General features: G+C 60.8%; 22 protein-coding genes and 1 other RNA gene. 12 read left to right on the top strand and 11 right to left on the bottom strand.

Annotated elements, in window-relative coordinates; all coding sequences use genetic code 11:
• Positions 1 to 12 precede the first annotated feature (12 nt).
• The 3 genes from ubiH to J3P82_RS01320 are packed head-to-tail and all read right to left on the bottom strand — an operon-like array spanning position 13 to position 3,113.
• Positions 13 to 1,200 (bottom strand): 2-octaprenyl-6-methoxyphenyl hydroxylase, encoded by a 1,188-nt coding sequence (gene ubiH / locus J3P82_RS01330; RefSeq protein WP_434560088.1) that lies wholly within the window; start codon positions 1,198 to 1,200, stop codon positions 13 to 15.
• On the bottom strand, positions 1,197 to 2,531 hold the full coding sequence (gene pepP, locus J3P82_RS01325) for a Xaa-Pro aminopeptidase (protein WP_434560086.1): 1,335 nt from the start codon (positions 2,529 to 2,531) through the stop codon (positions 1,197 to 1,199). The genes ubiH and pepP overlap by 4 nt, the downstream gene beginning before the upstream one ends.
• 27 nt (positions 2,532 to 2,558) lie before the next feature.
• The gene (locus tag J3P82_RS01320; RefSeq protein WP_072342955.1) at positions 2,559 to 3,113 is read right to left on the bottom strand and encodes a YecA family protein; all 555 of its coding nucleotides are present in this window, start codon (positions 3,111 to 3,113) and stop codon (positions 2,559 to 2,561) included.
• 129 nt (positions 3,114 to 3,242) lie between these two features.
• On the opposite strand from J3P82_RS01320, the gene J3P82_RS01315 reads away from it, so the two are divergent.
• The 4 genes from J3P82_RS01315 to J3P82_RS01300 all read left to right on the top strand — a co-directional run bounded on the left by J3P82_RS01315 (position 3,243) and on the right by J3P82_RS01300 (position 4,714).
• Positions 3,243 to 3,452 carry a TIGR02449 family protein gene (locus J3P82_RS01315; protein ID WP_003177365.1) on the top strand — a complete coding sequence of 70 codons (210 nt, stop codon included), beginning with the start codon at positions 3,243 to 3,245 and terminating at the stop codon, positions 3,450 to 3,452.
• Positions 3,449 to 3,766 (top strand): cell division protein ZapA, encoded by a 318-nt coding sequence (locus J3P82_RS01310; RefSeq protein WP_039590276.1) that lies wholly within the window; start codon positions 3,449 to 3,451, stop codon positions 3,764 to 3,766. Before J3P82_RS01315 ends, J3P82_RS01310 begins: the two co-directional genes overlap by 4 nt.
• Before the next feature lie 30 nt (positions 3,767 to 3,796).
• A non-coding RNA gene (gene ssrS / locus J3P82_RS01305) (6S RNA) lies at positions 3,797 to 3,976 on the top strand.
• Positions 3,977 to 4,093: 117 nt separating this feature from the next.
• A complete protein-coding gene (locus tag J3P82_RS01300) occupies positions 4,094 to 4,714 on the top strand; it encodes a 5-formyltetrahydrofolate cyclo-ligase (RefSeq protein WP_434560084.1) in 621 nt (206 codons plus the stop codon).
• Between the two features lie 20 nt (positions 4,715 to 4,734).
• Here the strand turns inward: J3P82_RS01300 and J3P82_RS01295 are convergent, their stop codons facing one another.
• A complete protein-coding gene (locus tag J3P82_RS01295) occupies positions 4,735 to 4,881 on the bottom strand; it encodes a hypothetical protein (protein WP_434560082.1) in 147 nt (48 codons plus the stop codon).
• Positions 4,882 to 5,077: 196 nt separating this feature from the next.
• On the opposite strand from J3P82_RS01295, the gene J3P82_RS01290 reads away from it, so the two are divergent.
• A complete protein-coding gene (locus tag J3P82_RS01290) occupies positions 5,078 to 5,530 on the top strand; it encodes an EVE domain-containing protein (protein ID WP_434560080.1) in 453 nt (150 codons plus the stop codon).
• 37 nt (positions 5,531 to 5,567) lie between these two features.
• On the opposite strand, the gene J3P82_RS01285 is transcribed toward J3P82_RS01290, so the two are convergent.
• Positions 5,568 to 5,978 (bottom strand): flagellar basal body-associated FliL family protein, encoded by a 411-nt coding sequence (locus J3P82_RS01285; protein WP_186612798.1) that lies wholly within the window; start codon positions 5,976 to 5,978, stop codon positions 5,568 to 5,570.
• 150 nt (positions 5,979 to 6,128) lie between these two features.
• Between J3P82_RS01285 and J3P82_RS01280 the strand changes: the two genes are divergently transcribed.
• Positions 6,129 to 7,106 carry an NADPH:quinone oxidoreductase family protein gene (locus J3P82_RS01280; RefSeq protein ID WP_434560078.1) on the top strand — a complete coding sequence of 326 codons (978 nt, stop codon included), beginning with the start codon at positions 6,129 to 6,131 and terminating at the stop codon, positions 7,104 to 7,106.
• A 228-nt stretch (positions 7,107 to 7,334) separates the two neighbouring features.
• Positions 7,335 to 8,684, top strand: a complete 1,350-nt coding sequence (gene glpT / locus J3P82_RS01275; RefSeq protein WP_434560076.1) for a glycerol-3-phosphate transporter — start codon at positions 7,335 to 7,337, stop codon at positions 8,682 to 8,684.
• On the opposite strand, the gene J3P82_RS01270 is transcribed toward glpT, so the two are convergent.
• The 6 genes from J3P82_RS01270 to J3P82_RS01245 all read right to left on the bottom strand — a co-directional run bounded on the left by J3P82_RS01270 (position 8,660) and on the right by J3P82_RS01245 (position 14,840).
• Positions 8,660 to 9,328 carry a gamma-glutamylcyclotransferase gene (locus tag J3P82_RS01270; RefSeq protein ID WP_434560074.1) on the bottom strand — a complete coding sequence of 223 codons (669 nt, stop codon included), beginning with the start codon at positions 9,326 to 9,328 and terminating at the stop codon, positions 8,660 to 8,662. The genes glpT and J3P82_RS01270 overlap by 25 nt on opposite strands.
• 298 nt (positions 9,329 to 9,626) lie before the next feature.
• On the bottom strand, positions 9,627 to 10,595 hold the full coding sequence (locus tag J3P82_RS01265) for a CDP-6-deoxy-delta-3,4-glucoseen reductase (protein WP_434560072.1): 969 nt from the start codon (positions 10,593 to 10,595) through the stop codon (positions 9,627 to 9,629).
• Positions 10,595 to 12,061 carry a 4-hydroxy-3-polyprenylbenzoate decarboxylase gene (ubiD, locus tag J3P82_RS01260; protein ID WP_434560071.1) on the bottom strand — a complete coding sequence of 489 codons (1,467 nt, stop codon included), beginning with the start codon at positions 12,059 to 12,061 and terminating at the stop codon, positions 10,595 to 10,597. Before ubiD ends, J3P82_RS01265 begins: the two co-directional genes overlap by 1 nt.
• 120 nt (positions 12,062 to 12,181) lie before the next feature.
• On the bottom strand, positions 12,182 to 13,441 hold the full coding sequence (rho, locus tag J3P82_RS01255; RefSeq protein ID WP_017845130.1) for a transcription termination factor Rho: 1,260 nt from the start codon (positions 13,439 to 13,441) through the stop codon (positions 12,182 to 12,184).
• A 240-nt stretch (positions 13,442 to 13,681) separates the two neighbouring features.
• Positions 13,682 to 14,011, bottom strand: a complete 330-nt coding sequence (gene trxA / locus J3P82_RS01250; RefSeq protein WP_003206727.1) for a thioredoxin TrxA — start codon at positions 14,009 to 14,011, stop codon at positions 13,682 to 13,684.
• Between the two features lie 121 nt (positions 14,012 to 14,132).
• Positions 14,133 to 14,840, bottom strand: a complete 708-nt coding sequence (locus J3P82_RS01245; protein ID WP_434560069.1) for a FadR/GntR family transcriptional regulator — start codon at positions 14,838 to 14,840, stop codon at positions 14,133 to 14,135.
• A 253-nt stretch (positions 14,841 to 15,093) separates the two neighbouring features.
• Between J3P82_RS01245 and J3P82_RS01240 the strand changes: the two genes are divergently transcribed.
• The 5 genes from J3P82_RS01240 to ppx all read left to right on the top strand — a co-directional run bounded on the left by J3P82_RS01240 (position 15,094) and on the right by ppx (position 19,692).
• The gene (locus J3P82_RS01240) at positions 15,094 to 15,879 is read left to right on the top strand and encodes a transporter substrate-binding domain-containing protein (protein WP_434560067.1); all 786 of its coding nucleotides are present in this window, start codon (positions 15,094 to 15,096) and stop codon (positions 15,877 to 15,879) included.
• Between the two features lie 21 nt (positions 15,880 to 15,900).
• The gene (locus J3P82_RS01235; RefSeq protein WP_434560065.1) at positions 15,901 to 16,569 is read left to right on the top strand and encodes an amino acid ABC transporter permease; all 669 of its coding nucleotides are present in this window, start codon (positions 15,901 to 15,903) and stop codon (positions 16,567 to 16,569) included.
• Positions 16,566 to 17,216: an amino acid ABC transporter permease gene (locus J3P82_RS01230; RefSeq protein WP_434560063.1), complete on the top strand. Its 651-nt coding sequence runs from the start codon at positions 16,566 to 16,568 to the stop codon at positions 17,214 to 17,216. The genes J3P82_RS01235 and J3P82_RS01230 overlap by 4 nt, the downstream gene beginning before the upstream one ends.
• Positions 17,203 to 17,937, top strand: a complete 735-nt coding sequence (locus tag J3P82_RS01225) for an amino acid ABC transporter ATP-binding protein (protein ID WP_434560061.1) — start codon at positions 17,203 to 17,205, stop codon at positions 17,935 to 17,937. The genes J3P82_RS01230 and J3P82_RS01225 overlap by 14 nt, the downstream gene beginning before the upstream one ends.
• A gap of 252 nt (positions 17,938 to 18,189) precedes the next feature.
• On the top strand, positions 18,190 to 19,692 hold the full coding sequence (gene ppx / locus J3P82_RS01220) for an exopolyphosphatase (protein ID WP_434560059.1): 1,503 nt from the start codon (positions 18,190 to 18,192) through the stop codon (positions 19,690 to 19,692).

Below are 19,692 nucleotides of genomic sequence, written 5' to 3'. Positions count from 1 at the left end.
GAATGAGCCGTATCACGCATCAGGACGCGTCCCCAATCCCATGGCCTGGCGGGCGAACCAGCGCTTGGCCGGCGGCAGCAGGTCAAGGCCCAGCAGACCGAGGTTGCGCCCCAGGGACACCAGGGGCAGGTCGCTGCTGAACAGGCGGGTCACTTGATCGGAGAAGCCCACGGTGAGGGCCTGGTCCATGCGCTGACGTTCTCGATAGGCTTGCAACACGGCAAAGTCGCCTGGCGTTTCGTCGCTCTCGAGCAACGCATCGGCCAGGGCCTGCGCATCACGCAACGACAAATTGAACCCCTGCCCGGCAATCGGGTGCAGGCTGTGGGCGGCATTGCCGAGGATCGCCAGGTGCGGTCGGACTTGCTCCTCGGCCTCCACCAGCGCCAGCGGATACAGATGCCGCGCGCCCACTTGCTTCAACGTGCCCAGCCGGTAGCCGAACACATGCTGCAATTGCGCGAGGAAGCTGCGCTCGTCGAGGGCCGCCAGCCGTTGTGCGTCCATGCCTTGGCGCGTCCAGACCAATGCACAACGATTTTCCGGCAGCGGCAGCAAGGCCATCGGGCCATCGTCGGTGAAGCGCTCGAAGGCCACGCCGTTGTGGGCCTCACTCGGCGTGACGTTGGCAATCAAGGCGCTCTGGTCGTAGGGCCGATTTCGCACTCCGACGCCCAACTGCTCTCGCAATCCGGAGCGACCGCCATCGGCCAATACCGCCAGTTCGCATTCCACGGTGGTTTCGTCGTCGAGGGTCAGTCGATACCCAGCGATTTGCGGCTCCATTCGGGTGACTTGCGCCGGACAACGCCAACTGACAACGTCTTTATCCAGGCCTTGCCACAGGCACTGGCCGAGCCAAGCGTTTTCCACCACGTAGCCCAGGGCCGGCACGCCCTCCTCCATGGCGGACAACCGTGCCGTGGAAAACCGCCCGCGATCGGAGACGTGAATCTGCTTGATCGGCTCGGCGCGGCGGGAAATTTCTTGCCACAGGCCCAAGCGTTGATAAATTTGCCGCGCGCCGAATGAGAGCGCCGATGAACGCGCATCGTAGCTTGGCTGCCAGGCGTCACCGGGCGCAAAGGGCTCGATCAGCATGATCGTCCAGCCCCGGGCCTTGGCCCCGGCCTGCAAGGCCAGCGCCAGGCTTGCGCCAACCAGGCCGCCACCGATGATTGCGACATTGACCCGGCTCATGCCGCCTGGGTCCGTGCATCGGCCATCAGGGCCTCGATTTCGGCGACCGTTTTCGGCACGCCACGGGTCAGGATTTCACAACCGGTCTTGGTTACCACCACGTCATCCTCGATGCGCACGCCAATGCCGCGCCATTTTTTCGCGACGCGGCGGTCGTTCGGGCCAATGTAGATGCCCGGTTCCACCGTCAGGGTCATTCCGACCTCCAGCACTCGCCACTCGCCGCCGACCCGGTATTCGCCCACGTCATGCACGTCCATGCCCAGCCAATGACCGGCGCGGTGCATGTAGAACGCCCGGTACGCTTCACTGGCGATCAATTCATCCACCTCGCCCTCCAACAGCCCGAGGTGCACCAGACCTTCGGTAATGACCCTGACCGTTGCTTCGTGGGCCTGGTTCCAGTGTTTCTCCGGCGCGATTTCGGCGAACGCGGCTTCCTGGGCGGCCAGCACTATTTCGTAGATCGCCTTCTGCTCGGGCGAGAACTTGCCGCTGACCGGCCAGGTCCGGGTGATGTCGCTGGCGTAGCAGTCAATTTCACAACCGGCATCGATCAGCACCAGGTCACCGTCCTTGAGCAGGGCATCGTTCTGCTGGTAATGCAGCACGCAGCTGTTGCGCCCGGCCGCGACGATGGAACCGTAGGCCGGCATTTTTGCGCCGCCCTTGCGAAACTCATAGTCTAGCTCCGCTTCCAGGCTGTATTCGTAAAGACCCGGACGCGCCGCTTGCATAGCGCGGATGTGCGCCTGGGCGGAAATCCGCGCCGCTTCGCGCATGACTTTTATTTCCGCCGCCGTTTTATACAGGCGCATGTCGTGCAGCAGATGATCCAGGGCAACGAATTCGTTCGGCGGCTGGGCGCCAAGGTGGGCCTTGGACCGGATCACGTTGATCCAATCCATCAGGTGCCGGTCGAACTCCGGGTTACTGCCCATGGCCGAGTACACCCGGTCGCGGCCTTCGATCAGGCCCGGCAGGATGTCGTCGATGTCGGTGATGGGGAATGCGTCGTCGGCGCCGTAGTCACGGATCGCGCCTTCCTGGCCGGCGCGCAGGCCATCCCATAATTCACGTTCGGCGTTACGCTCACGGCAGAAGAGGACGTATTCGCCATGGGCCCGACCCGGCATGAGCACGATGACCGCTTGCGGCTCGGGGAAGCCGCTGAGGTATTGAAAATCGCTGTCCTGGCGGTAGACGTGCTCGACGTCGCGGTTGCGGATCGCAACGGCGGCGGCGGGCAGGATTGCGATGCTGTTGGGTTCCATCTGCGCCATCAAGGCCTTGCGGCGACGGCTGTATTCCGATTTCGGGATATGAATCATGGGCAGGCGGAGTTTCCTTTCAAGCAATCAGTGCAAGGACGGCTTGGCGGCCGCTGCATCGGTTTTCTTGGTCTCGGTGAACAGCAGCAATGGCGCGACCCGCAGGTATTCCATCACTTCCATGTAGTCGCTTTCGCCGTCGTCGGATTCTTCGAGGGCATCCTGCACCTGAGAGATCGCCGCCAGGTCCTGCAACACTTCTTTTGCCTCCTCGCTCAACGCGTATTCGCGACGGGTCAGGCCGAAGCCCGCGAGGAAACCCTGGCACCACTGGCCCAGCGCAGCGGCGCGTTCGGCTAATGGCGCATCATCGGTGGGCAGCAGCAGAACCACGGTCATGTCGTCGCTGGTCAACTCGCCCTTGACCATTTCCTGCAGGCCGATAAGCGCGTTGCGCACGTTGTCCGCCGGCTCGCCTTCAAGCAGTTCGGCAGCGTCGGCCAACCAGCCGTCGGCATCGAAACCGGCGCCGGCACAGCTGCGGCCGAGCAGCAGGCCATGCAATTCGGCGGGCGAGACAGGATGACCGCTGGTGCTCAGCAGGGTGGCAAAGGCTTGATACGGGGAATTCTGAATGGGCATGGGCAGCTAGGCGCCAGACGGCGCTATGTCTAGAATGGAGGCCTTGTATCCTACATCGACAGACTCGCCAAGACCATTAAAGGCTGTGCGACCCTTATCCCCCATCAGACACAATCTTCAGTGGACACAATGGAAGACACCGACCTGCAAGCGCTGATGGCCAGACTCGAGTTGCTAATTGACCGGGTCGAGCAACTTAAGAGCCAAAACGGACTCCTATTAGCTCAGGAAAAAACCTGGCGCGAGGAACGCGCGCACCTCATTGAAAAAAACGAAATCGCCCGGCGTAAGGTCGAATCGATGATTTCGCGCCTCAAGGCCCTGGAGCAAGACTCATGAGTTCAAGCAATAGCGTTACCGTGCAGATCCTCGATAAAGAGTATTCGATCATCTGTCCCCAGGAAGAGCGCAGCAACCTAGTGAGCGCCGCCCGTTACCTGGACGGCAAGATGCGCGAGATCCGCAGCAGCGGCAAAGTCATCGGCGCTGATCGCATCGCCGTGATGGCCGCCTTGAACATCACCCACGACCTGCTTCACCGCCAGGATACGCCGGACGTACAGGTCAGTGGCTCGACCCGTGAACAGGTTCGCGACCTGCTCGATCGGGTGGATCTGGTACTCGCCACCGATCCGGACGTCAGCAAGGGCTGATTCGGGCGGCTGCCTGGGGTATACTGACGTCACTCCCTGGGGTGCTTGCCAGTTGGTGATGTCCCTGAGCCGATACGCACAACCACGGGGGTTGCACGTTGGGGCCGGTGTGCATGTCCGCTTGACGGAAAGCCTTAACGCCTCCTGCAACTTCCACCTTGAACTTTCGGGTTCAAGGGCTAAGCCGACAGCGGTTCATCCGGGGAGCCTGATTCTCGAAACAATGCCAGTCATTGATGACTGGCATTGTCGTTTCTGGCGTTTGGCATTTCTGGTCGCATCGTTTGCGGTTACGCTGTCCGATGTCGCCGAATCGGAAGCATCGATATGACTGAACCTGCGTTGCTGCCTCGCCCGCAACTTCGACGCCTGCTGCGCCAGGCCCGTCGCGCCCTGACACCGGCCCAGCAGCGGCAAGCTGCTCGCGGGCTTAATCGGCAACTGGCCCAGCATCCGCTGTTTCGCCGCGCCAGACACATCGCCCTCTACCTGCCCAACGACGGCGAGATCGATCCGCGCCTGCTACTGCGCGCCGCCCAACGCCGGGGCAAGGCGGTCTACCTGCCGGTACTCAGCCCATGGCCGCAAACCAAGATGGTCTTCCAGCGAATCCAGCCCGGCGAGAAGATGCAGCCCAATCGCTTTCGTATCCCTGAACCGCGCAAGAATATCGCCCGGCAGCGCAAGGTCTGGACACTGGACTTGGTACTGTTGCCGCTGGTCGGATTTGACGATGCGGGAGGTCGACTGGGCATGGGTGGCGGCTTTTATGACCGCAGCCTGGCGTACCTGTCGCGACGCAGACAATGGCGCAAGCCGACGTTGCTGGGCTTGGCCCACGAGTGTCAGAAAGTCGAACGATTGGCGCAGGCAAGCTGGGATGTACCGCTACAGGGAACGGTCAGCGACAGGCGTTGGTACTTTGCACGAGAGACGCCGCGAGAATAGCGGCGTCCTGGAAAAGAAGCTCAGCGCTTGAGCGAGGGCGCTGGTTGGGTGATTTCCACCGGAGCATCGGTCTTATTGCTCCATAAACTCTGGGCGTAACCCGTGGTTACGACCCCGAGGCCGAACAGGATGACCAGTACCCACAACAAATCCGGTTTGCGTTTCATCGATTGCCCCCCTCAAGGCAGATCACACACGATGACAGCAGCGGTTTTCTTATTGGCCGTGCAGCAGCGTCAAGCTTGGAAGGCCGGCATTTTGCGGCAACCTGAACCCACACGCAAACTCTGGCGTCAACCGACTGTCGGTTTGTCATAAAATCGCTGAACTTTTTTAACTCAACATCCCCCAGGAGTAGAAATCATGGCCTATTGGCTGATGAAATCCGAGCCCGACGAATTGTCCATCCAAGGCCTGGAAAAGCTCGGCCAAGCGCGCTGGGACGGGGTTCGCAACTATCAGGCGCGCAACTTTCTGCGAGCCATGACAGTCGGCGACTCATTTTTTTTCTACCACTCCAGCTGCCCCGAGCCCGGGATCGCCGGGATCGGCAAAATCATCAAGGCCGCCTACCCCGACCCAACGGCTCTTGAGCCTGACAGCCATTACTTCGACGCCAAGGCCAGCCTGGAGAAAAATCCCTGGACTGCGATCGACGTGGCCCATGTCGAGACGTTCTCCCGAGTCCTGAAGCTCGACTACCTGAAACAGCAGGCCGCCCTGGCCGAGATGCCGCTGGTGCACAAAGGCTCACGCTTGTCGGTGATGCCGGTAACGGCCGAACAGTGGGCGGCGGTCATTGCATTGAAATCTTGAACAAGATGCGGCTGGCCGCTGACCGGCGTGATTGGGCTTACTGGATGATCAGGTTGTTGAACAACAGATCCTCAACCATCGGCTTGCCGGTCTCGTCGTTCATGACCTGCTGGGTCTGCTTCAACGCTTCCTGACGGAGCTTTTCCTTGGCTTCGAGGTTATTCATGGTCTCGCTGGTCTGCTGGGCAAACAGCGCCACCAATTGATTGCGAATCAACGGCTCGTTTGCCTTCACCGCTGCAGCGGCGGCATCGCCGGTCACGCGCAAGGCAACGTCGGCCTTGTAGACCTTCAGCTTCGTCGTACCGTCCAGCCCATAATTGCCCACGAACGGTGGGCTCAGGGTGATGTAGCTGACCTTCGGCGGCGCCTCGCCCTCTTTGGCTTCTTCGGCCATCGCAGCCACAGGCAACGACAGGGCCAGCAACAACATGATCCACGCTTTCACATTCGACTCCTCATCCGATTTGCGGCCCAGCATACCGACCCGCCGTCCAAGCACAAGCTTATGAACAGCTATCAGGGCGGGGCATGCTCGTTGACCCCTTGACTCTCACACCTACACTTATCGGCCATCACTCCCAAAGGAATAGCCCTGATGAAAGCCGTGCTGTGCAAAGAGTTCGGTCCCGCCGAATCGCTGGTGCTGGAAGACGTCGCCAGTCCCGTCGTAAAGAAGAATGAAGTGCTGCTGGACGTGCATGCCGCCGGGGTGAATTTTCCTGACACCTTGATCATCGAGGGCAAATACCAGTTCAAGCCACCCTTCCCGTTTTCCCCGGGCGGCGAAGCGGCGGGCGTCGTCCGTGAAGTGGGAGAAAAGGTCAGCCATCTGAAAGTCGGCGACCGGGTCATGGCGCTCACCGGTTGGGGCAGCTTCGCCGAGCAGGTGGCGGTACCGGGCTACAACGTGTTGCCGATTCCTTCGACCATGGACTTCAACACCGCTGCCGCCTTCAGCATGACCTACGGCACCTCGATGCACGCCCTCAAGCAGCGGGCCAACTTACAACCCGGTGAAACCCTGCTGGTGCTCGGCGCCTCCGGCGGTGTCGGCCTGGCGGCGGTGGAAATCGGCAAGGCCATGGGCGCCAGGGTCATCGCCGCCGCCAGCAGCGCGGAGAAACTCGCCGTGGCCAAGGCCGCCGGCGCCGACGAACTGATCAACTACAGCGAAACCAGCCTCAAGGACGAGATCAAGCGCCTGACCGACGGCCAGGGCGCCGACGTGATCTACGATCCGGTGGGCGGAGACCTGTTCGACCAGGCCATCCGCGCCATCGCCTGGAACGGCCGGTTGCTGGTCGTCGGCTTCGCCAGCGGACGCATCCCCGAACTGCCGGTGAACCTGGCCCTGCTCAAGGGCGCCGCCGTGGTCGGCGTGTTCTGGGGCTCATTCGCCCAGCGCCAGCCCCAAGACAACGCTGCCAACTTCCAGCAATTGTTCGGCTGGTTCGCCGAAGGCAAGCTCAAGCCGCTGGTGTCACAGGTGTACCCGCTGAGCAACGCCGCACAGGCGATCAATGACCTTGGGCAGCGCAAGGCTGTGGGGAAGGTGGTTGTGCAGGTGCGTTGAAACCAGTCGGACAAAAAGGCCAGAACCGCTGATGAGGTGGTTCTGGCCTTTTTCTTTCTGCGAACCACGATTCCCACAGCGCCATTAGCTTATACGCACGCGACATGTTCGCTTAAGAACATCACCAATCGAAATTTCCACTATTTACGCGACAACGAGCGATGCTATTTTCGGTAACGAAACTGTAACATTCGCATCCGCCGTTATAACAAGAACTGGAGCACTTGAATGTTTGCCTTCTTCCGACCAGCCGCACACCAGGCAGTCCTGCCTGAAGAAAAAATAGACAGCACCTACCGACGCCTTCGCTGGCAGATTTTCGCCGGGATTTTCATTGGCTATGCGGGTTACTACCTGCTGCGCAAAAATTTCTCCCTGGCCATGCCATACCTCATCGACGAGGGTTACACCCGCGGCCAATTGGGCTTGGCCATGTCGGCCATTGCCATTGCCTACGGATTGTCGAAATTCTTGATGGGCCTGGTGTCCGATCGCTCCAATCCACGCTACTTCCTGCCATTTGGATTGTTGGTGTCAGCCGGTGTGATGTTCGTTTTCGGTTTTGCACCGTGGGCAACGTCCAGCGTAACCATCATGTTCATCCTCCTGTTCATCAACGGCTGGGCCCAAGGCATGGGCTGGCCGCCGAGCGGACGGACCATGGTGCACTGGTGGTCGCAGAAGGAACGTGGCGGCGTGGTGTCGGTGTGGAACGTGGCGCATAACGTCGGCGGCGGCCTGATCGGTCCGCTGTTCCTGCTGGGCATGGCCTGGTTCAATGATTGGCACGCGGCCTTCTATGTGCCGGCCACGGTGGCGCTGTTCGTCGCGGTATTTGCCTTCGCGACCATGCGCGACACCCCGCAATCGGTGGGCCTGCCGCCAATCGAGAAATACAAGAACGACTACCCTGAAGGCTACGACGCCAGCCACGAAAACGAATTCAGCGCCAAGGAAATTTTCGTCAAGTACGTGCTGCACAACAAGATGCTGTGGTACATCGCCATGGCCAACGTCTTCGTCTACTTGTTGCGCTACGGCGTGCTGGACTGGGCGCCGACCTACCTCAAGGAAGCCAAGGGCTTCACGGTGGACAAGAGCTCCTGGGCTTACTTCTTCTACGAATGGGCAGGTATTCCGGGCACGCTGTTGTGTGGCTGGATGTCCGACAAGATCTTCCGTGGCAATCGTGGCCTGACCGGCATGGTGTTCATGGCGTTGGTGACCGTGGCGACCCTGGTGTACTGGCTGAACCCGGCCGGCAACCCGACCGTCGACATGATCGCCCTGGTTTCCATCGGCTTCCTGATCTACGGCCCGGTCATGCTGATCGGCTTGCAAGCGCTTGAGCTGGCGCCGAAGAAAGCCGCCGGTACCGCCGCGGGCTTCACTGGGTTATTCGGTTACCTGGGCGGCTCGGTCGCGGCCAGCGCCGCCATGGGCTACACCGTGGACCACTTCGGCTGGGACGGCGGCTTCGTACTGTTGATCGGTGCCTGCCTATTGGCAATGGCATTCCTGGCGCCCACCCTGTGGCACAAGCAAATCGCCAGTCAGAGCCGCGAAGCGGTCGTCTGATCCAGCGTTGATTGGCAGCGCCTGAGCCGCGCCTCCAGATTCCGGTCTGGCATGGCGTGGCTGCGCAGGGCGTGGATGGTCTGCTCGACGTAATCGCGAGTCGTGCCATAACGCCCGCAGGCACTTTCGAACACTTGGCTCAGCACATGATCCGGCAGATTGCCGGCATAGCTGGGCAAGTGTCGCTCCAACACGAAACCCAACGCTTGGACCCGAGTGCCATCCTCAAGACGGCAGGTGAGCCAGTGCGGACGGTAGGACGGGACCGGCATTTCGCGTTGCCAGAGGGCAAACAGCGAATCTTCAAGATTCTCTTGTGGCAACCGGTAAGCGAAACCGCTGCAAGAACCGCCGCGATCCAGCCCAAACACCAAGCCCGGCAATTCGGGTGTACCGCGGTGCTCATGAGACCACAGATACAATCCGCGATGATAACCGTGGACCCGACCGCGCAACCGCTCCACTGCCGTGCATTCCGGCCGCCAGATCAACGAACCGTAGGCGAACAGCCAGACCGGGCCGCCCTGGTGAAGGCTCATGGTTGACTGCATCGAGGCGAGCAATTGCTCGCGGGTCAGCTGTGGACCCCATTCGAGTCGTGGCGGGTAAAGGGCGCAGGTTATGGCGGATTCGATAGCGGTCATGGCCGGTAGCGGTTGGCTCCTCGCGAATTGACAACGCCAAGGGGCTGGCGTTTACCAGGAACGAAGGCAAGTTAGATGCCATCGGACTTCTATATACGTTATCGGTATCTAGCCCAAAGACTAAATATCGAAACGAAATATAAGGTGTTATATCGACGGGCCTTCGTTCTTGTGGCGAGGGAGCTTGCTCCCGCTGGACTGCGCAGCAGTCCCAGATGAGGCGGTCGCTGCGCAACCGAGCGGGAGCAAGCTCCCTCGCCACAAAGAGCTCACCGAGCCTGGATTGGACGAACGGGGCTTAAGCCCGCGGTGCGTATGCAAACACATCGGCACGCATCTGATGGGCATCCATGCCGGCTTCCACCAGCGCATCGAGCGTGGCGTAGATCATCGCTGGCGAACCGCTGGCGTAGACGTAGACACCCGAAAGATCGTCGATGTCCTCGCAGACCGCTTCGTGGAGCATGCCGCAGCGCCCTTCCCAGCCGCACAAATCGCTGACGACTTTGTGCAAGTACAGATTGGGCAGCGACTTCCATTCGTCCCAATGCTCGATCTCATAGAAATCTTCCGGACGCCGCACGCCCCAATACAGATGTACCGGGTGCTTGAACCCCTGCGCGCGGCAGTGCTCGATGAGGCTGTGCATCTGCGCCATGCCGGTCCCGGCGGCGATCAATACCAGCGGGCCATCCGGCAGCTCGGACAGATGTGTGTCGCCAAAAGGCATTTCGATGCGCACGTTGGGGTTGCGCTGCAGCTGCTCTAAAAGGCTCTGCGCACTGCTTTCGCGCACCAATACATGCAATTGCAGCTCGCGCCCCGAGTGCGGTGCAGAAGCCAGGGAGAACGCTGACTTTTCACCGTTCTCCCGCTCGATCATCAAATACTGCCCTGCGTGATAGCGCGGCGGCTTGCCCGCTGGCGCACGCAGGCGTACCCGCCAGACATCGCCGCCTACTTCGGCGCACTCGATAACCTGACATGCCAGGCTGCGTACCGGCAATTCTCCCGGCGCCAGCACGCCATCCCATAGCAGCACGCAATCCTCCAGGGGCTCGGCGATGCAGGTGAAGATCTCACCGTGATCGCGCACCTCTGCGGCCTGCTTCACGCGGCCCTCCACCAGCAACGCGCCACAGACGTGACAGTTGCCATTGCGGCAGCTTTGCGGGCATTCGTAGCCCAGGCGCCGCGCGCCATCGAGAATCCGCTCGGCCGGCTGTATCTCCAGCACCGCGCCGGAAGGCTGCAACGTTACACGCATCAATCTATTCCTAACTGATTCCAGATGGCATCGATCCGTTGGGTAACGGCCTCATCCTTGACGATAACCCGGCCCCATTCACGCGTGGTCTCACCGGGCCATTTATGCGTGGCATCGAGCCCCATCTTCGACCCCAGGCCGGACACCGGCGAGGCGAAGTCGAGATAATCGATCGGTGTGTTCTCGATCATTACCGTGTCGCGCTTGGGGTCCATGCGCGTGGTGATGGCCCAGATCACATCGTTCCAGTCTCGTGCATTGATATCGTCGTCAGTGACAATAACGAATTTGGTGTACATGAATTGTCGTAAAAACGACCAAACGCCCAACATGACTCGCTTGGCATGCCCTGGATACGACTTCTTCATGGTTACCACGGCCATGCGATACGAGCAGCCTTCCGGTGGCAGGTAGAAATCGGTGATCTCCGGGAATTGCTTCTGCAGGATCGGTACGAACACTTCGTTCAGCGCCAGGCCGAGGATCGCCGGCTCATCGGGTGGACGACCGGTGTAGGTGCTGTGATAAATCGGCTTGATCCGATGGGTGATGCGTTCAACGGTGAATACCGGAAAGCTGTCCACCTCGTTGTAATAGCCGGTGTGATCGCCGTAAGGACCTTCGTTTGCCATTTCGCCCGGGTGGATCACGCCCTCGAGAATGATCTCGGCCGTGGCCGGCACTTGCAGGTCGTTGCCTCGGCATTTCACCAGTTCGGTGCGATTGCCCCGCAGCAGGCCGGCAAATGCATATTCGGAGAGGCTGTCCGGCACCGGCGTGACGGCGCCGAGGATGGTCGCCGGATCCGCGCCCAGGGCCACCGATACCGGGAAAGGCTGGCCAGGGTGTTTTTCGCACCACTCACGATAATCCAGCGCACCGCCCCGATGGCTCAGCCAACGCATGATGACCTTGTTGCGGCCAATCACTTGCTGACGATAGATACCGAGGTTCTGGCGATCCTTGTTTGGCCCCTTGGTGACGGTCAGGCCCCAGGTGATCAGCGGCCCGACGTCGCCCGGCCAGCAGGTCTGCACCGGAAGCATGGCCAGGTCGACATCGTCGCCTTCGATTACCACTTCCTGGCAGATTGCGTCCTTGACGACTTTCGGCGCCATGGAAATGATCTTGCGGAAAATCGGCAGCTTCGACCAGGCGTCCTTCAGCCCCTTCGGCGGCTCGGGTTCCTTGAGGAATGCCAACAGCTTGCCGATTTCGCGCAATTCGCTGACCGCCTCGGCGCCCATGCCCAGCGCCACGCGCTCCGGCGTGCCAAACAGGTTGCCCAATACCGGAATGTCGTAGCCGGTCGGGTTCTCGAACAGCAGCGCCGGGCCTTTTGCGCGCAAGGTGCGATCGCAGACCTCGGTCATTTCCAGCACAGGGGACACGGGCACCTGGATGCGCTTGAGCTCGCCGCGCTGTTCCAGACCGCTGATAAAGTCGCGCAAGTCGCGATACTGCATGCAAAGCCTCATGGTGACCGTGACGTTCGGGGGCCCCGAGTTTAACGCCGCCCGTTCGCAATAGTGAATGCACAGATAGCAAAAAGCCGGGTTTCCCCGGCTCTTGCTGGCCTGTTCGACTTACTTGCGTTTCATCGACAGGAAGAACTCATCGTTGGTCTTGGTCGTCTTCAGCTTGTCGATCAGGAACTCGATGGCTGCCACTTCATCCATTGGATGCAGCAGCTTGCGCAAGATCCACATGCGCTGCAACTCGTCATCGGCGGTCAGCAATTCTTCGCGACGGGTGCCGGAACGGTTGATGTTAATGGCCGGGAACACTCGTTTCTCGGCGATGCGACGGTCCAGGGGCAGTTCCATGTTGCCGGTACCCTTGAACTCCTCGTAGATCACTTCGTCCATCTTCGAGCCGGTTTCAACCAGCGCGGTGGCGATGATGGTCAACGAGCCGCCTTCTTCGATGTTCCGCGCGGCGCCGAAGAAACGCTTCGGTTTCTCCAGGGCATGGGCATCGACACCACCGGTCAGGACCTTGCCGGAGCTCGGGATCACGGTGTTGTAGGCACGGGCCAGACGAGTGATGGAGTCGAGCAGGATCACCACGTCCTTCTTGTGCTCGACCAGGCGCTTGGCCTTTTCGATCACCATTTCGGCAACCTGCACGTGGCGGGTCGGCGGCTCGTCGAACGTCGAGGCAACCACTTCGCCGCGCACAGTACGCTGCATCTCGGTCACTTCTTCCGGACGCTCGTCGATCAGCAGCACGATCAGGTGAACTTCAGGGTTGTTACGGGCGATGTTGGCCGCGATGTTCTGCAGCATGATCGTCTTGCCCGCTTTCGGCGGAGCCACGATCAGACCGCGCTGGCCTTTGCCGATGGGTGCGCACAGGTCGATGACACGACCGGTGAGGTCTTCGGTGGAACCGTTGCCGGCTTCCATCTTCATGCGCACGGTCGGGAACAGCGGCGTCAGGTTCTCGAAGAGAATCTTGTTCTTGGCGTTTTCCGGACGGTCGAAGTTGATCGTGTCGACCTTGAGCAGCGCGAAATAACGCTCGCCTTCCTTCGGAGGTCGGATCTTGCCAACGATGGTGTCACCGGTGCGCAAGTTGAAGCGGCGGATCTGGCTCGGCGAGACGTAGATATCGTCTGGGCCGGCAAGGTAGGAAGCGTCTGCGGAGCGGAGAAAGCCGAAGCCGTCCTGGAGAATCTCCAGCACGCCATCACCAGAGATTTCCTCGCCGCTTTTCGCGTGCTTCTTGAGCAGGGAGAAAATCACGTCCTGCTTGCGCGAACGGGCCATATTTTCTATGCCCATCTGTTCGGCCAATTCGAGCAGTTCGGTAATCGGCTTTTGCTTGAGTTCAGTCAGATTCATATAGGAATGACGTAATCATTTATGGAGGGGGAAATTAAGCTTTTGGCTTAATGAGGCCGCGCCGCGGAGAAGGCGACAGGATCGCGTACTTATTCGAAAGGAGAGCGTCGGCGACGGCTTGCAGGGGGCAATGGAGAAACCAGTGCGGGGCCGAATGTACCACCTGGGTTTGCAAGCGTCTAGCCCCGGATAACGAAAAAGCCCCGCGATTTGCGGGGCTTTTCCAGTGGCATTCGGCGCTTAGATGTTGGCGTCGAGGAAAGCAGCCAGTTGCGACTTCGACAGCGCGCCGACCTTGGTGGCCTCGACGTTGCCGTTCTTGAACAGCATCAGCGTCGGGATACCGCGCACGCCGTGCTTGGCCGGGGTTTCCTGGTTCTCGTCGATGTTCAGCTTGGCAACGGTCAGCTTGCCCTTGTAAGTCTCGGCAATCTCGTCCAGGACCGGAGCGATCATTTTGCAAGGACCGCACCACTCAGCCCAATAGTCGACCAGTACCGCGCCTTCGGCCTTGAGTACGTCAGCTTCGAAGCTAGCGTCGCTAACGTGTTTGATCAGATCGCTGCTCATGGAAATCTCCGGGGTCATCAGCAAAAAAACGTGGCCCATCATAGCTGCCCTTCCCGGGTTCAGGAAGCCGCAGTTGATTGAGTCTCGCTATGACGCTCGATGGCTTTGGGTATGGCTCGCCTCACGAAGCGGCAGGCGCAACGAAAGAAATACCGGTACGCAGGGCAGCGTTACGTACATGTTCCTGCATGGCTTTTTGCGCGGCGCCCGAAGCGCGACGAGCCAGGGCACGAAGGATCTTGCGATGCTCCTGCCAGGTTTCCATCGCCCGCTCCGCCCTGATGAACGGTAGCTTCTGACTTTCCAGGAAGATCTCCGCGCTGGCGGTAAGAATACTCAGCATCGCCTGATTTCCACTGGCCAGAAGGATCTGTCGATGGAAGTCGAAATCCAGCCGCGCTGCGGCGTCGAAGTCCCCTGCCTTCAACTCCCGGCGCATGGCTTGGACATTGTCATCCAGCGTATCGAGGTCATCAGCGCTCAACGTCACCGCCGCCAACCCGGCCGCGAACCCCTCCAGGGCATAACGCAGTTGGAAGATATCCACAGGCGAAACCTGGGACGCGAACGGCCAGCCCGGCGCCGGATCATTGGTGAGCACCCTTGCCGGTGATTGCACGAACACCCCTTTGCCCGGCTGGACGCTGATCATCCCCAGCGCACTCAACGATGAAAGCGCCTCGCGCAACGACGCTCGACTCACGCCCAACTGCAGCGCCAGGTCCCGTTGCGAGGGCAGCGAATCCCCCGGACCGAAGCCTTGGTCGGCGATCAGTTTGCGAATGGCTTGCAGCGCCACTTCAGGAACGGCACGGGAGATGGAATTCATGTTTTTCAGACGAACCAGGCCACTGAGCGGCTAGTTGTAAAGCTATTCACAGCGCCCGGCAAGTCGTGCCCCAGCGGGGTTCGGCGGCCAATACCGACGCCCGATAAAGGTGCGAAAAACCGCGCAACTGTTCAGACCAGTAAGACCGCGTCCCACCAGCAAACCTGCGGCTTTGGAGGACCCAACGGCTGCTTGGCATGGCCTGTGCTCTGTCCGAACGCAGAAATCACATCACCGATTGCGGAGATTCGCCATGATTCAGCGTTGCAGCGTTCTGCTCACAGCCTTGTTTGCCAGCCTGATGCTCACCCAGCTGCCCGCCCACGCCGATGGCCTGGAAGACGTGGTCAAGCGCGGCACGCTCAAGGTCGCGGTGCCCCAGGACTTCCCGCCCTTCGGTTCGGTCGGCCCGGACATGAAGCCCCGCGGCCTGGACATCGACACGGCGAAACTGCTGGCCGACCAGCTCAAGGTCAAGCTTGAGCTGACGCCGGTCAACAGCACCAACCGCATTCCGTTCCTGACCACCGGCAAGGTCGACCTGGTGATTTCCAGCCTGGGCAAGAACCCGGAGCGGGAAAAGGTCATCGACTTCTCCAGCGCCTATGCGCCGTTCTACCTGGCGGTGTTCGGCCCGCCTGACGCCGCCATCAACACCCTGGACGACCTCAAGGGCAAGACCATCAGCGTCACCCGTGGCGCCATCGAAGACATCGAGCTGAGCAAGGTCGCCCCCGAAGGCACCACCATCAAGCGCTTCGAAGACAACAACTCGACCATCGCCGCCTACCTGGCCGGCCAGGTTGACCTGATCGCCAGCGGCAACGTGGTGATGGTCGCCATCAGCGAACGCAACCCCAAGCGCGTTCCGGCGTTGAAAGTGAAACTCAAGGACTCCCCGGTGTACGTGGGCGTGAACAAGAACGAGCCGGCGCTGCTGGACAAAGTCAACCAGATCCTCGCCACCGCCAAGACCGACGGCAGCCTGGAGAAAAATTCCCAGACCTGGCTCAAGCAGCCGCTGCCGGCCGATCTCTGACCGTCGCTTGAGAGGCTGAGCATGGCTTATCAGTTCGATTTCCTGCCGGTGGTGCAAAACACCGAGCTGCTGTTGCGCGGCGCGCTGTTCACCCTGGAACTGACGGCCATCGGCACGTTGCTCGGGGTCGGCCTGGGCATCGTTGGCGCGGTAGTCCGGGCGTGGAATATCCGTCCGTTCGCGGCGATCTTTGGCGTGTACGTGGAGTTGATCCGCAACACGCCGTTCCTGGTCCAGTTGTTCTTTATCTTCTTCGGCTTGCCGTCCCTGGGCCTGCAGATTTCCGAATGGCAGGCCGCGGTGCTGGCGATGGTGATCAATCTTGGCGCGTATTCCACCGAGATCATCCGCGCCGGCATCCAGGCTATCCCGCGAGGGCAATTGGAAGCCGCTGCGGCCCTGGCGATGAGTCGCTTCGAAGCGTTTCGCCACGTGGTCCTGCTGCCGGCGCTGGGCAAGGTCTGGCCGGCGCTGAGCAGCCAGATCATCATCGTGATGCTTGGCTCGGCGGTCTGTTCGCAAATCGCCACCGAAGAGCTGAGCTTTGCCGCTAACTTCATTCAGTCGCGCAACTTCCGCGCGTTCGAAACCTATGCGCTGACGACACTGATCTACTTGTGCATGGCGCTGTTGATCCGTCAGTTCCTCAATTGGATCGGGCGTCGCTACATCGCCAGGAGCAGCCAATGAGCGATTTCACCTTCTGGGACGTGGTGCGCAACCTGCTCACGGGCCTGCAATGGACCTTGGCGCTGTCGCTGGTGGCGTTTATCGGCGGTGGCGTGATCGGGTTGCTGGTCATGGTGCTGCGCATCTCCAAAAGCGCCCTGCCCCGCAATATCGCCCGCACCTACATCGAGTTGTTCCAGGGCACGCCGTTGCTGATGCAATTGTTCCTGGTGTTCTTTGGCGTGGCCCTGGCCGGGGTGGAGATTTCGCCGTGGACGGCGGCGGCCATCGCCTTGACGCTGTTTACCAGCGCCTACCTGGCAGAGATCTGGCGCGGGTGTGTCGACTCGATTTCCAACGGTCAATGGGAAGCCTCGGCGAGCCTGGCCCTCAACCCACTGGAGCAGTTGCGCTACGTGATCCTGCCCCAGGCCCTGCGCATCGCCGTGGCGCCGACCGTGGGCTTTTCCGTGCAGGTGGTCAAGGGCACGGCAGTGACGTCGATCATCGGCTTTACCGAGCTGACCAAGACCGGCGGCATGCTCGCCAACGCCACCTTCGAACCGTTCATGGTCTATGGCCTGGTCGCCCTCGGTTACTTCCTGCTCTGCTACCCCTTGTCCCTCAGTGCGCGCTACCTGGAAAGGAGACTGCATGCCTCTGCTTAGAATTACCGCCCTGCATAAATACTATGGCGATCATCACGTACTCAAAGGCATCGACCTGAGCGTCGAGGAAGGCCAGGTGGTGGCGATCATCGGCCGCAGTGGCTCGGGAAAATCCACTTTGCTGCGCACCCTCAATGGCCTGGAGTCGATCAACGACGGTGTGATCGAAGTCGATGGCGAATACCTCGATGCCGCCCGCGCCGATTTACGCAGCCTGCGTCAGAAAGTCGGGATGGTGTTCCAACAGTTCAACCTGTTCCCGCACCTGACGGTCGGCGAGAACGTCATGCTGGCGCCGCAGGTTGTGCAAAAAGTGCCCAAGGCCAAGGCGGCCGAGCTGGCGCGGCAGATGCTGGAACGGGTCGGGCTCGGCGAGAAATTCGATGCATTCCCCGACCGCTTGTCCGGAGGCCAACAGCAACGGGTCGCGATTGCCCGCGCGCTGGCGATGTCGCCGAAAGTGCTGCTGTGCGATGAAATCACCTCGGCCCTGGACCCGGAGCTGGTCAATGAAGTGCTCAGCGTGGTGCGGCAATTGGCGAAGGAAGGCATGACGCTGATCATGGTCACCCATGAAATGCGCTTTGCCCGGGAAGTGGGCGACAAGCTGGTGTTCATGCACCAGGGCAAGGTGCATGAGGTGGGCGATCCCAAGGTGCTGTTCGCCGTCCCGCAGACGGCGGAGTTGGCGAACTTCATCGGCATGGTCGAGCCTGCCTGACGGTCAGTGAAAGCGCTTGTGGCGAGGGAGCTTGCTCCCGCTCGACTGCATAGCAGTCGCAGGATCTGCCTACCGATTCCTGCTGTTCCGGGTTGATTGCTTTGGGGCTGCTGCGCAGCCCAGCGGGAGCAAGCTCCCTCGCCACAAAGACATCCTGCAGGCTGCTCTGGCTCAAGGGTTTGGTTCAGGCGCGTTGGCGTAAGCGGTCGATCGTGGCAGGATGGCGAGGTTATCGACCGAGACTTTTTGACCATGCCGCCATCCCAAGCCAAGAATCTGTCCCTGATCGCTGCCATTGACCTGGGCTCCAACAGCTTCCACATGGTCGTCGCCAAGGCCCAGAACGGGGAAATCCGCATTCTTGAGCGACTCGGCGAGAAGGTTCAGCTGGCCGCAGGTATCGATGAAGAGCGCAAGCTCAGCGAAGAATCGATGCAGCGCGGGCTCGATTGCCTGAAACGTTTTGCCCAGTTGATCAACGGCATGCCCCTGGGTGCCGTGCGGATCGTGGGCACCAATGCCCTGCGCGAGGCGCGCAACCGGGGCGAGTTCATCCGCCGCGCCGAAGAGATCCTCGGCCATCCGGTGGAAGTCATTTCCGGCCGCGAAGAAGCCCGCCTGATCTACCTTGGCGTCTCCCACACCCTGGCCGACACCCCGGGCAAGCGCCTGGTGGCGGACATCGGCGGCGGCAGTACCGAGTTCATCATCGGCCAGCGCTTCGAGCCGCTGCTGCGTGAAAGCCTGCAGATGGGCTGCGTCAGCTACACCCAGCGTTATTTCCGCGACGGCAAGATCACCCCGGCCCGCTACGCCCAGGCCTACACGGCGGCGCGCCTGGAAATCATGAGCATCGAGCATGCGCTGCACCGCCTCACCTGGGACGAAGCCATCGGCTCCTCAGGAACCATCCGGGCCATCGGCCTGGCGCTCAAGGCCGGCGGCCATGGCACTGGCGAAGTCAACGCCGAGGGCCTGGGCTGGCTCAAGCGCAAGGTGTTCAAGCTCGGTGAAGCGGACAAGATCGATTTCGAAGGCATCAAGCCCGACCGCCGGGCGATTTTCCCGGCGGGCCTGGCGATTCTCGAGGCGATCTTTGACGCCCTCGAACTGCAACGCATGGACCACTGCGAGGGCGCCCTGCGCGAAGGCGTGCTGTACGACCTGCTGGGGCGTCATCATCACGAAGACGTGCGCGAACGTACCCTGGGCTCGCTCATGGAGCGTTATCACGTCGACCAGGAGCAGGCGGCGCGGGTCGAGCGCAAGGCGCTGCATGCCTTCGACCAGGTGGCCGATGACTGGGACTTGAACGACGGGGTCTGGCGCGAGTTGCTGGGTTGGGCCGCCAAGGTCCATGAGGTGGGCCTCGATATCGCCCATTATCACTACCACAAGCACGGCGCCTACCTGATCGAGCACTCGGACTTGGCGGGTTTCTCCCGGGAAGACCAGCAGATGCTCGCGCTATTGGTCCGCGGCCACCGGCGCAACATTCCCAAGGATAAATTTGCCGAGTTCGGCGATGACGGCATCAAGCTGATTCGCCTGTGCGTGTTGCTGCGCTTCGCAATCCTGTTCCACCACATCCGCGGCACCCAGGAAATGCCCCAAGTGGTCCTGCGGGCTGATGGCGATGAACTGGACGTGCTGTTTCCTGAAGGCTGGCTGGAAGAGAACCAACTGACCCAGGCCGACTTTGCCCAGGAAGCGGAATGGCTGACTCGGGTCGGGATCATGCTGAATATTCATTGA

Source organism: Pseudomonas sp. Z4-20, from assembly GCF_051131955.1.
GTDB classification, from domain to species: Bacteria; Pseudomonadota; Gammaproteobacteria; order Pseudomonadales; family Pseudomonadaceae; genus Aquipseudomonas; species Aquipseudomonas marvdashtae.
The sequence above is the reverse complement of the archived record's forward strand: the minus strand, read 5'-3'. Positions and strand labels throughout refer to the sequence as shown.

Coding starts and splice junctions, on each gene's coding strand:
- ubiH (WP_434560088.1), bottom strand. CDS start 1,200: ATGAGCCGGGTCAATGTCGCAATCATCGGTGGCGGCCTGGTTGGCGCA.
- pepP (WP_434560086.1), bottom strand. CDS start 2,531: ATGATTCATATCCCGAAATCGGAATACAGCCGTCGCCGCAAGGCCTTG.
- J3P82_RS01320 (WP_072342955.1), bottom strand. CDS start 3,113: ATGCCCATTCAGAATTCCCCGTATCAAGCCTTTGCCACCCTGCTGAGC.
- J3P82_RS01315 (WP_003177365.1), top strand. CDS start 3,243: ATGGAAGACACCGACCTGCAAGCGCTGATGGCCAGACTCGAGTTGCTA.
- J3P82_RS01310 (WP_039590276.1), top strand. CDS start 3,449: ATGAGTTCAAGCAATAGCGTTACCGTGCAGATCCTCGATAAAGAGTAT.
- J3P82_RS01300 (WP_434560084.1), top strand. CDS start 4,094: ATGACTGAACCTGCGTTGCTGCCTCGCCCGCAACTTCGACGCCTGCTG.
- J3P82_RS01295 (WP_434560082.1), bottom strand. CDS start 4,881: ATGAAACGCAAACCGGATTTGTTGTGGGTACTGGTCATCCTGTTCGGC.
- J3P82_RS01290 (WP_434560080.1), top strand. CDS start 5,078: ATGGCCTATTGGCTGATGAAATCCGAGCCCGACGAATTGTCCATCCAA.
- J3P82_RS01280 (WP_434560078.1), top strand. CDS start 6,129: ATGAAAGCCGTGCTGTGCAAAGAGTTCGGTCCCGCCGAATCGCTGGTG.
- glpT (WP_434560076.1), top strand. CDS start 7,335: ATGTTTGCCTTCTTCCGACCAGCCGCACACCAGGCAGTCCTGCCTGAA.
- J3P82_RS01270 (WP_434560074.1), bottom strand. CDS start 9,328: ATGACCGCTATCGAATCCGCCATAACCTGCGCCCTTTACCCGCCACGA.
- J3P82_RS01265 (WP_434560072.1), bottom strand. CDS start 10,595: ATGCGTGTAACGTTGCAGCCTTCCGGCGCGGTGCTGGAGATACAGCCG.
- ubiD (WP_434560071.1), bottom strand. CDS start 12,061: ATGCAGTATCGCGACTTGCGCGACTTTATCAGCGGTCTGGAACAGCGC.
- rho (WP_017845130.1), bottom strand. CDS start 13,441: ATGAATCTGACTGAACTCAAGCAAAAGCCGATTACCGAACTGCTCGAA.
- trxA (WP_003206727.1), bottom strand. CDS start 14,011: ATGAGCAGCGATCTGATCAAACACGTTAGCGACGCTAGCTTCGAAGCT.
- J3P82_RS01245 (WP_434560069.1), bottom strand. CDS start 14,840: ATGAATTCCATCTCCCGTGCCGTTCCTGAAGTGGCGCTGCAAGCCATT.
- J3P82_RS01240 (WP_434560067.1), top strand. CDS start 15,094: ATGATTCAGCGTTGCAGCGTTCTGCTCACAGCCTTGTTTGCCAGCCTG.
- J3P82_RS01235 (WP_434560065.1), top strand. CDS start 15,901: ATGGCTTATCAGTTCGATTTCCTGCCGGTGGTGCAAAACACCGAGCTG.
- J3P82_RS01230 (WP_434560063.1), top strand. CDS start 16,566: ATGAGCGATTTCACCTTCTGGGACGTGGTGCGCAACCTGCTCACGGGC.
- J3P82_RS01225 (WP_434560061.1), top strand. CDS start 17,203: ATGCCTCTGCTTAGAATTACCGCCCTGCATAAATACTATGGCGATCAT.
- ppx (WP_434560059.1), top strand. CDS start 18,190: ATGCCGCCATCCCAAGCCAAGAATCTGTCCCTGATCGCTGCCATTGAC.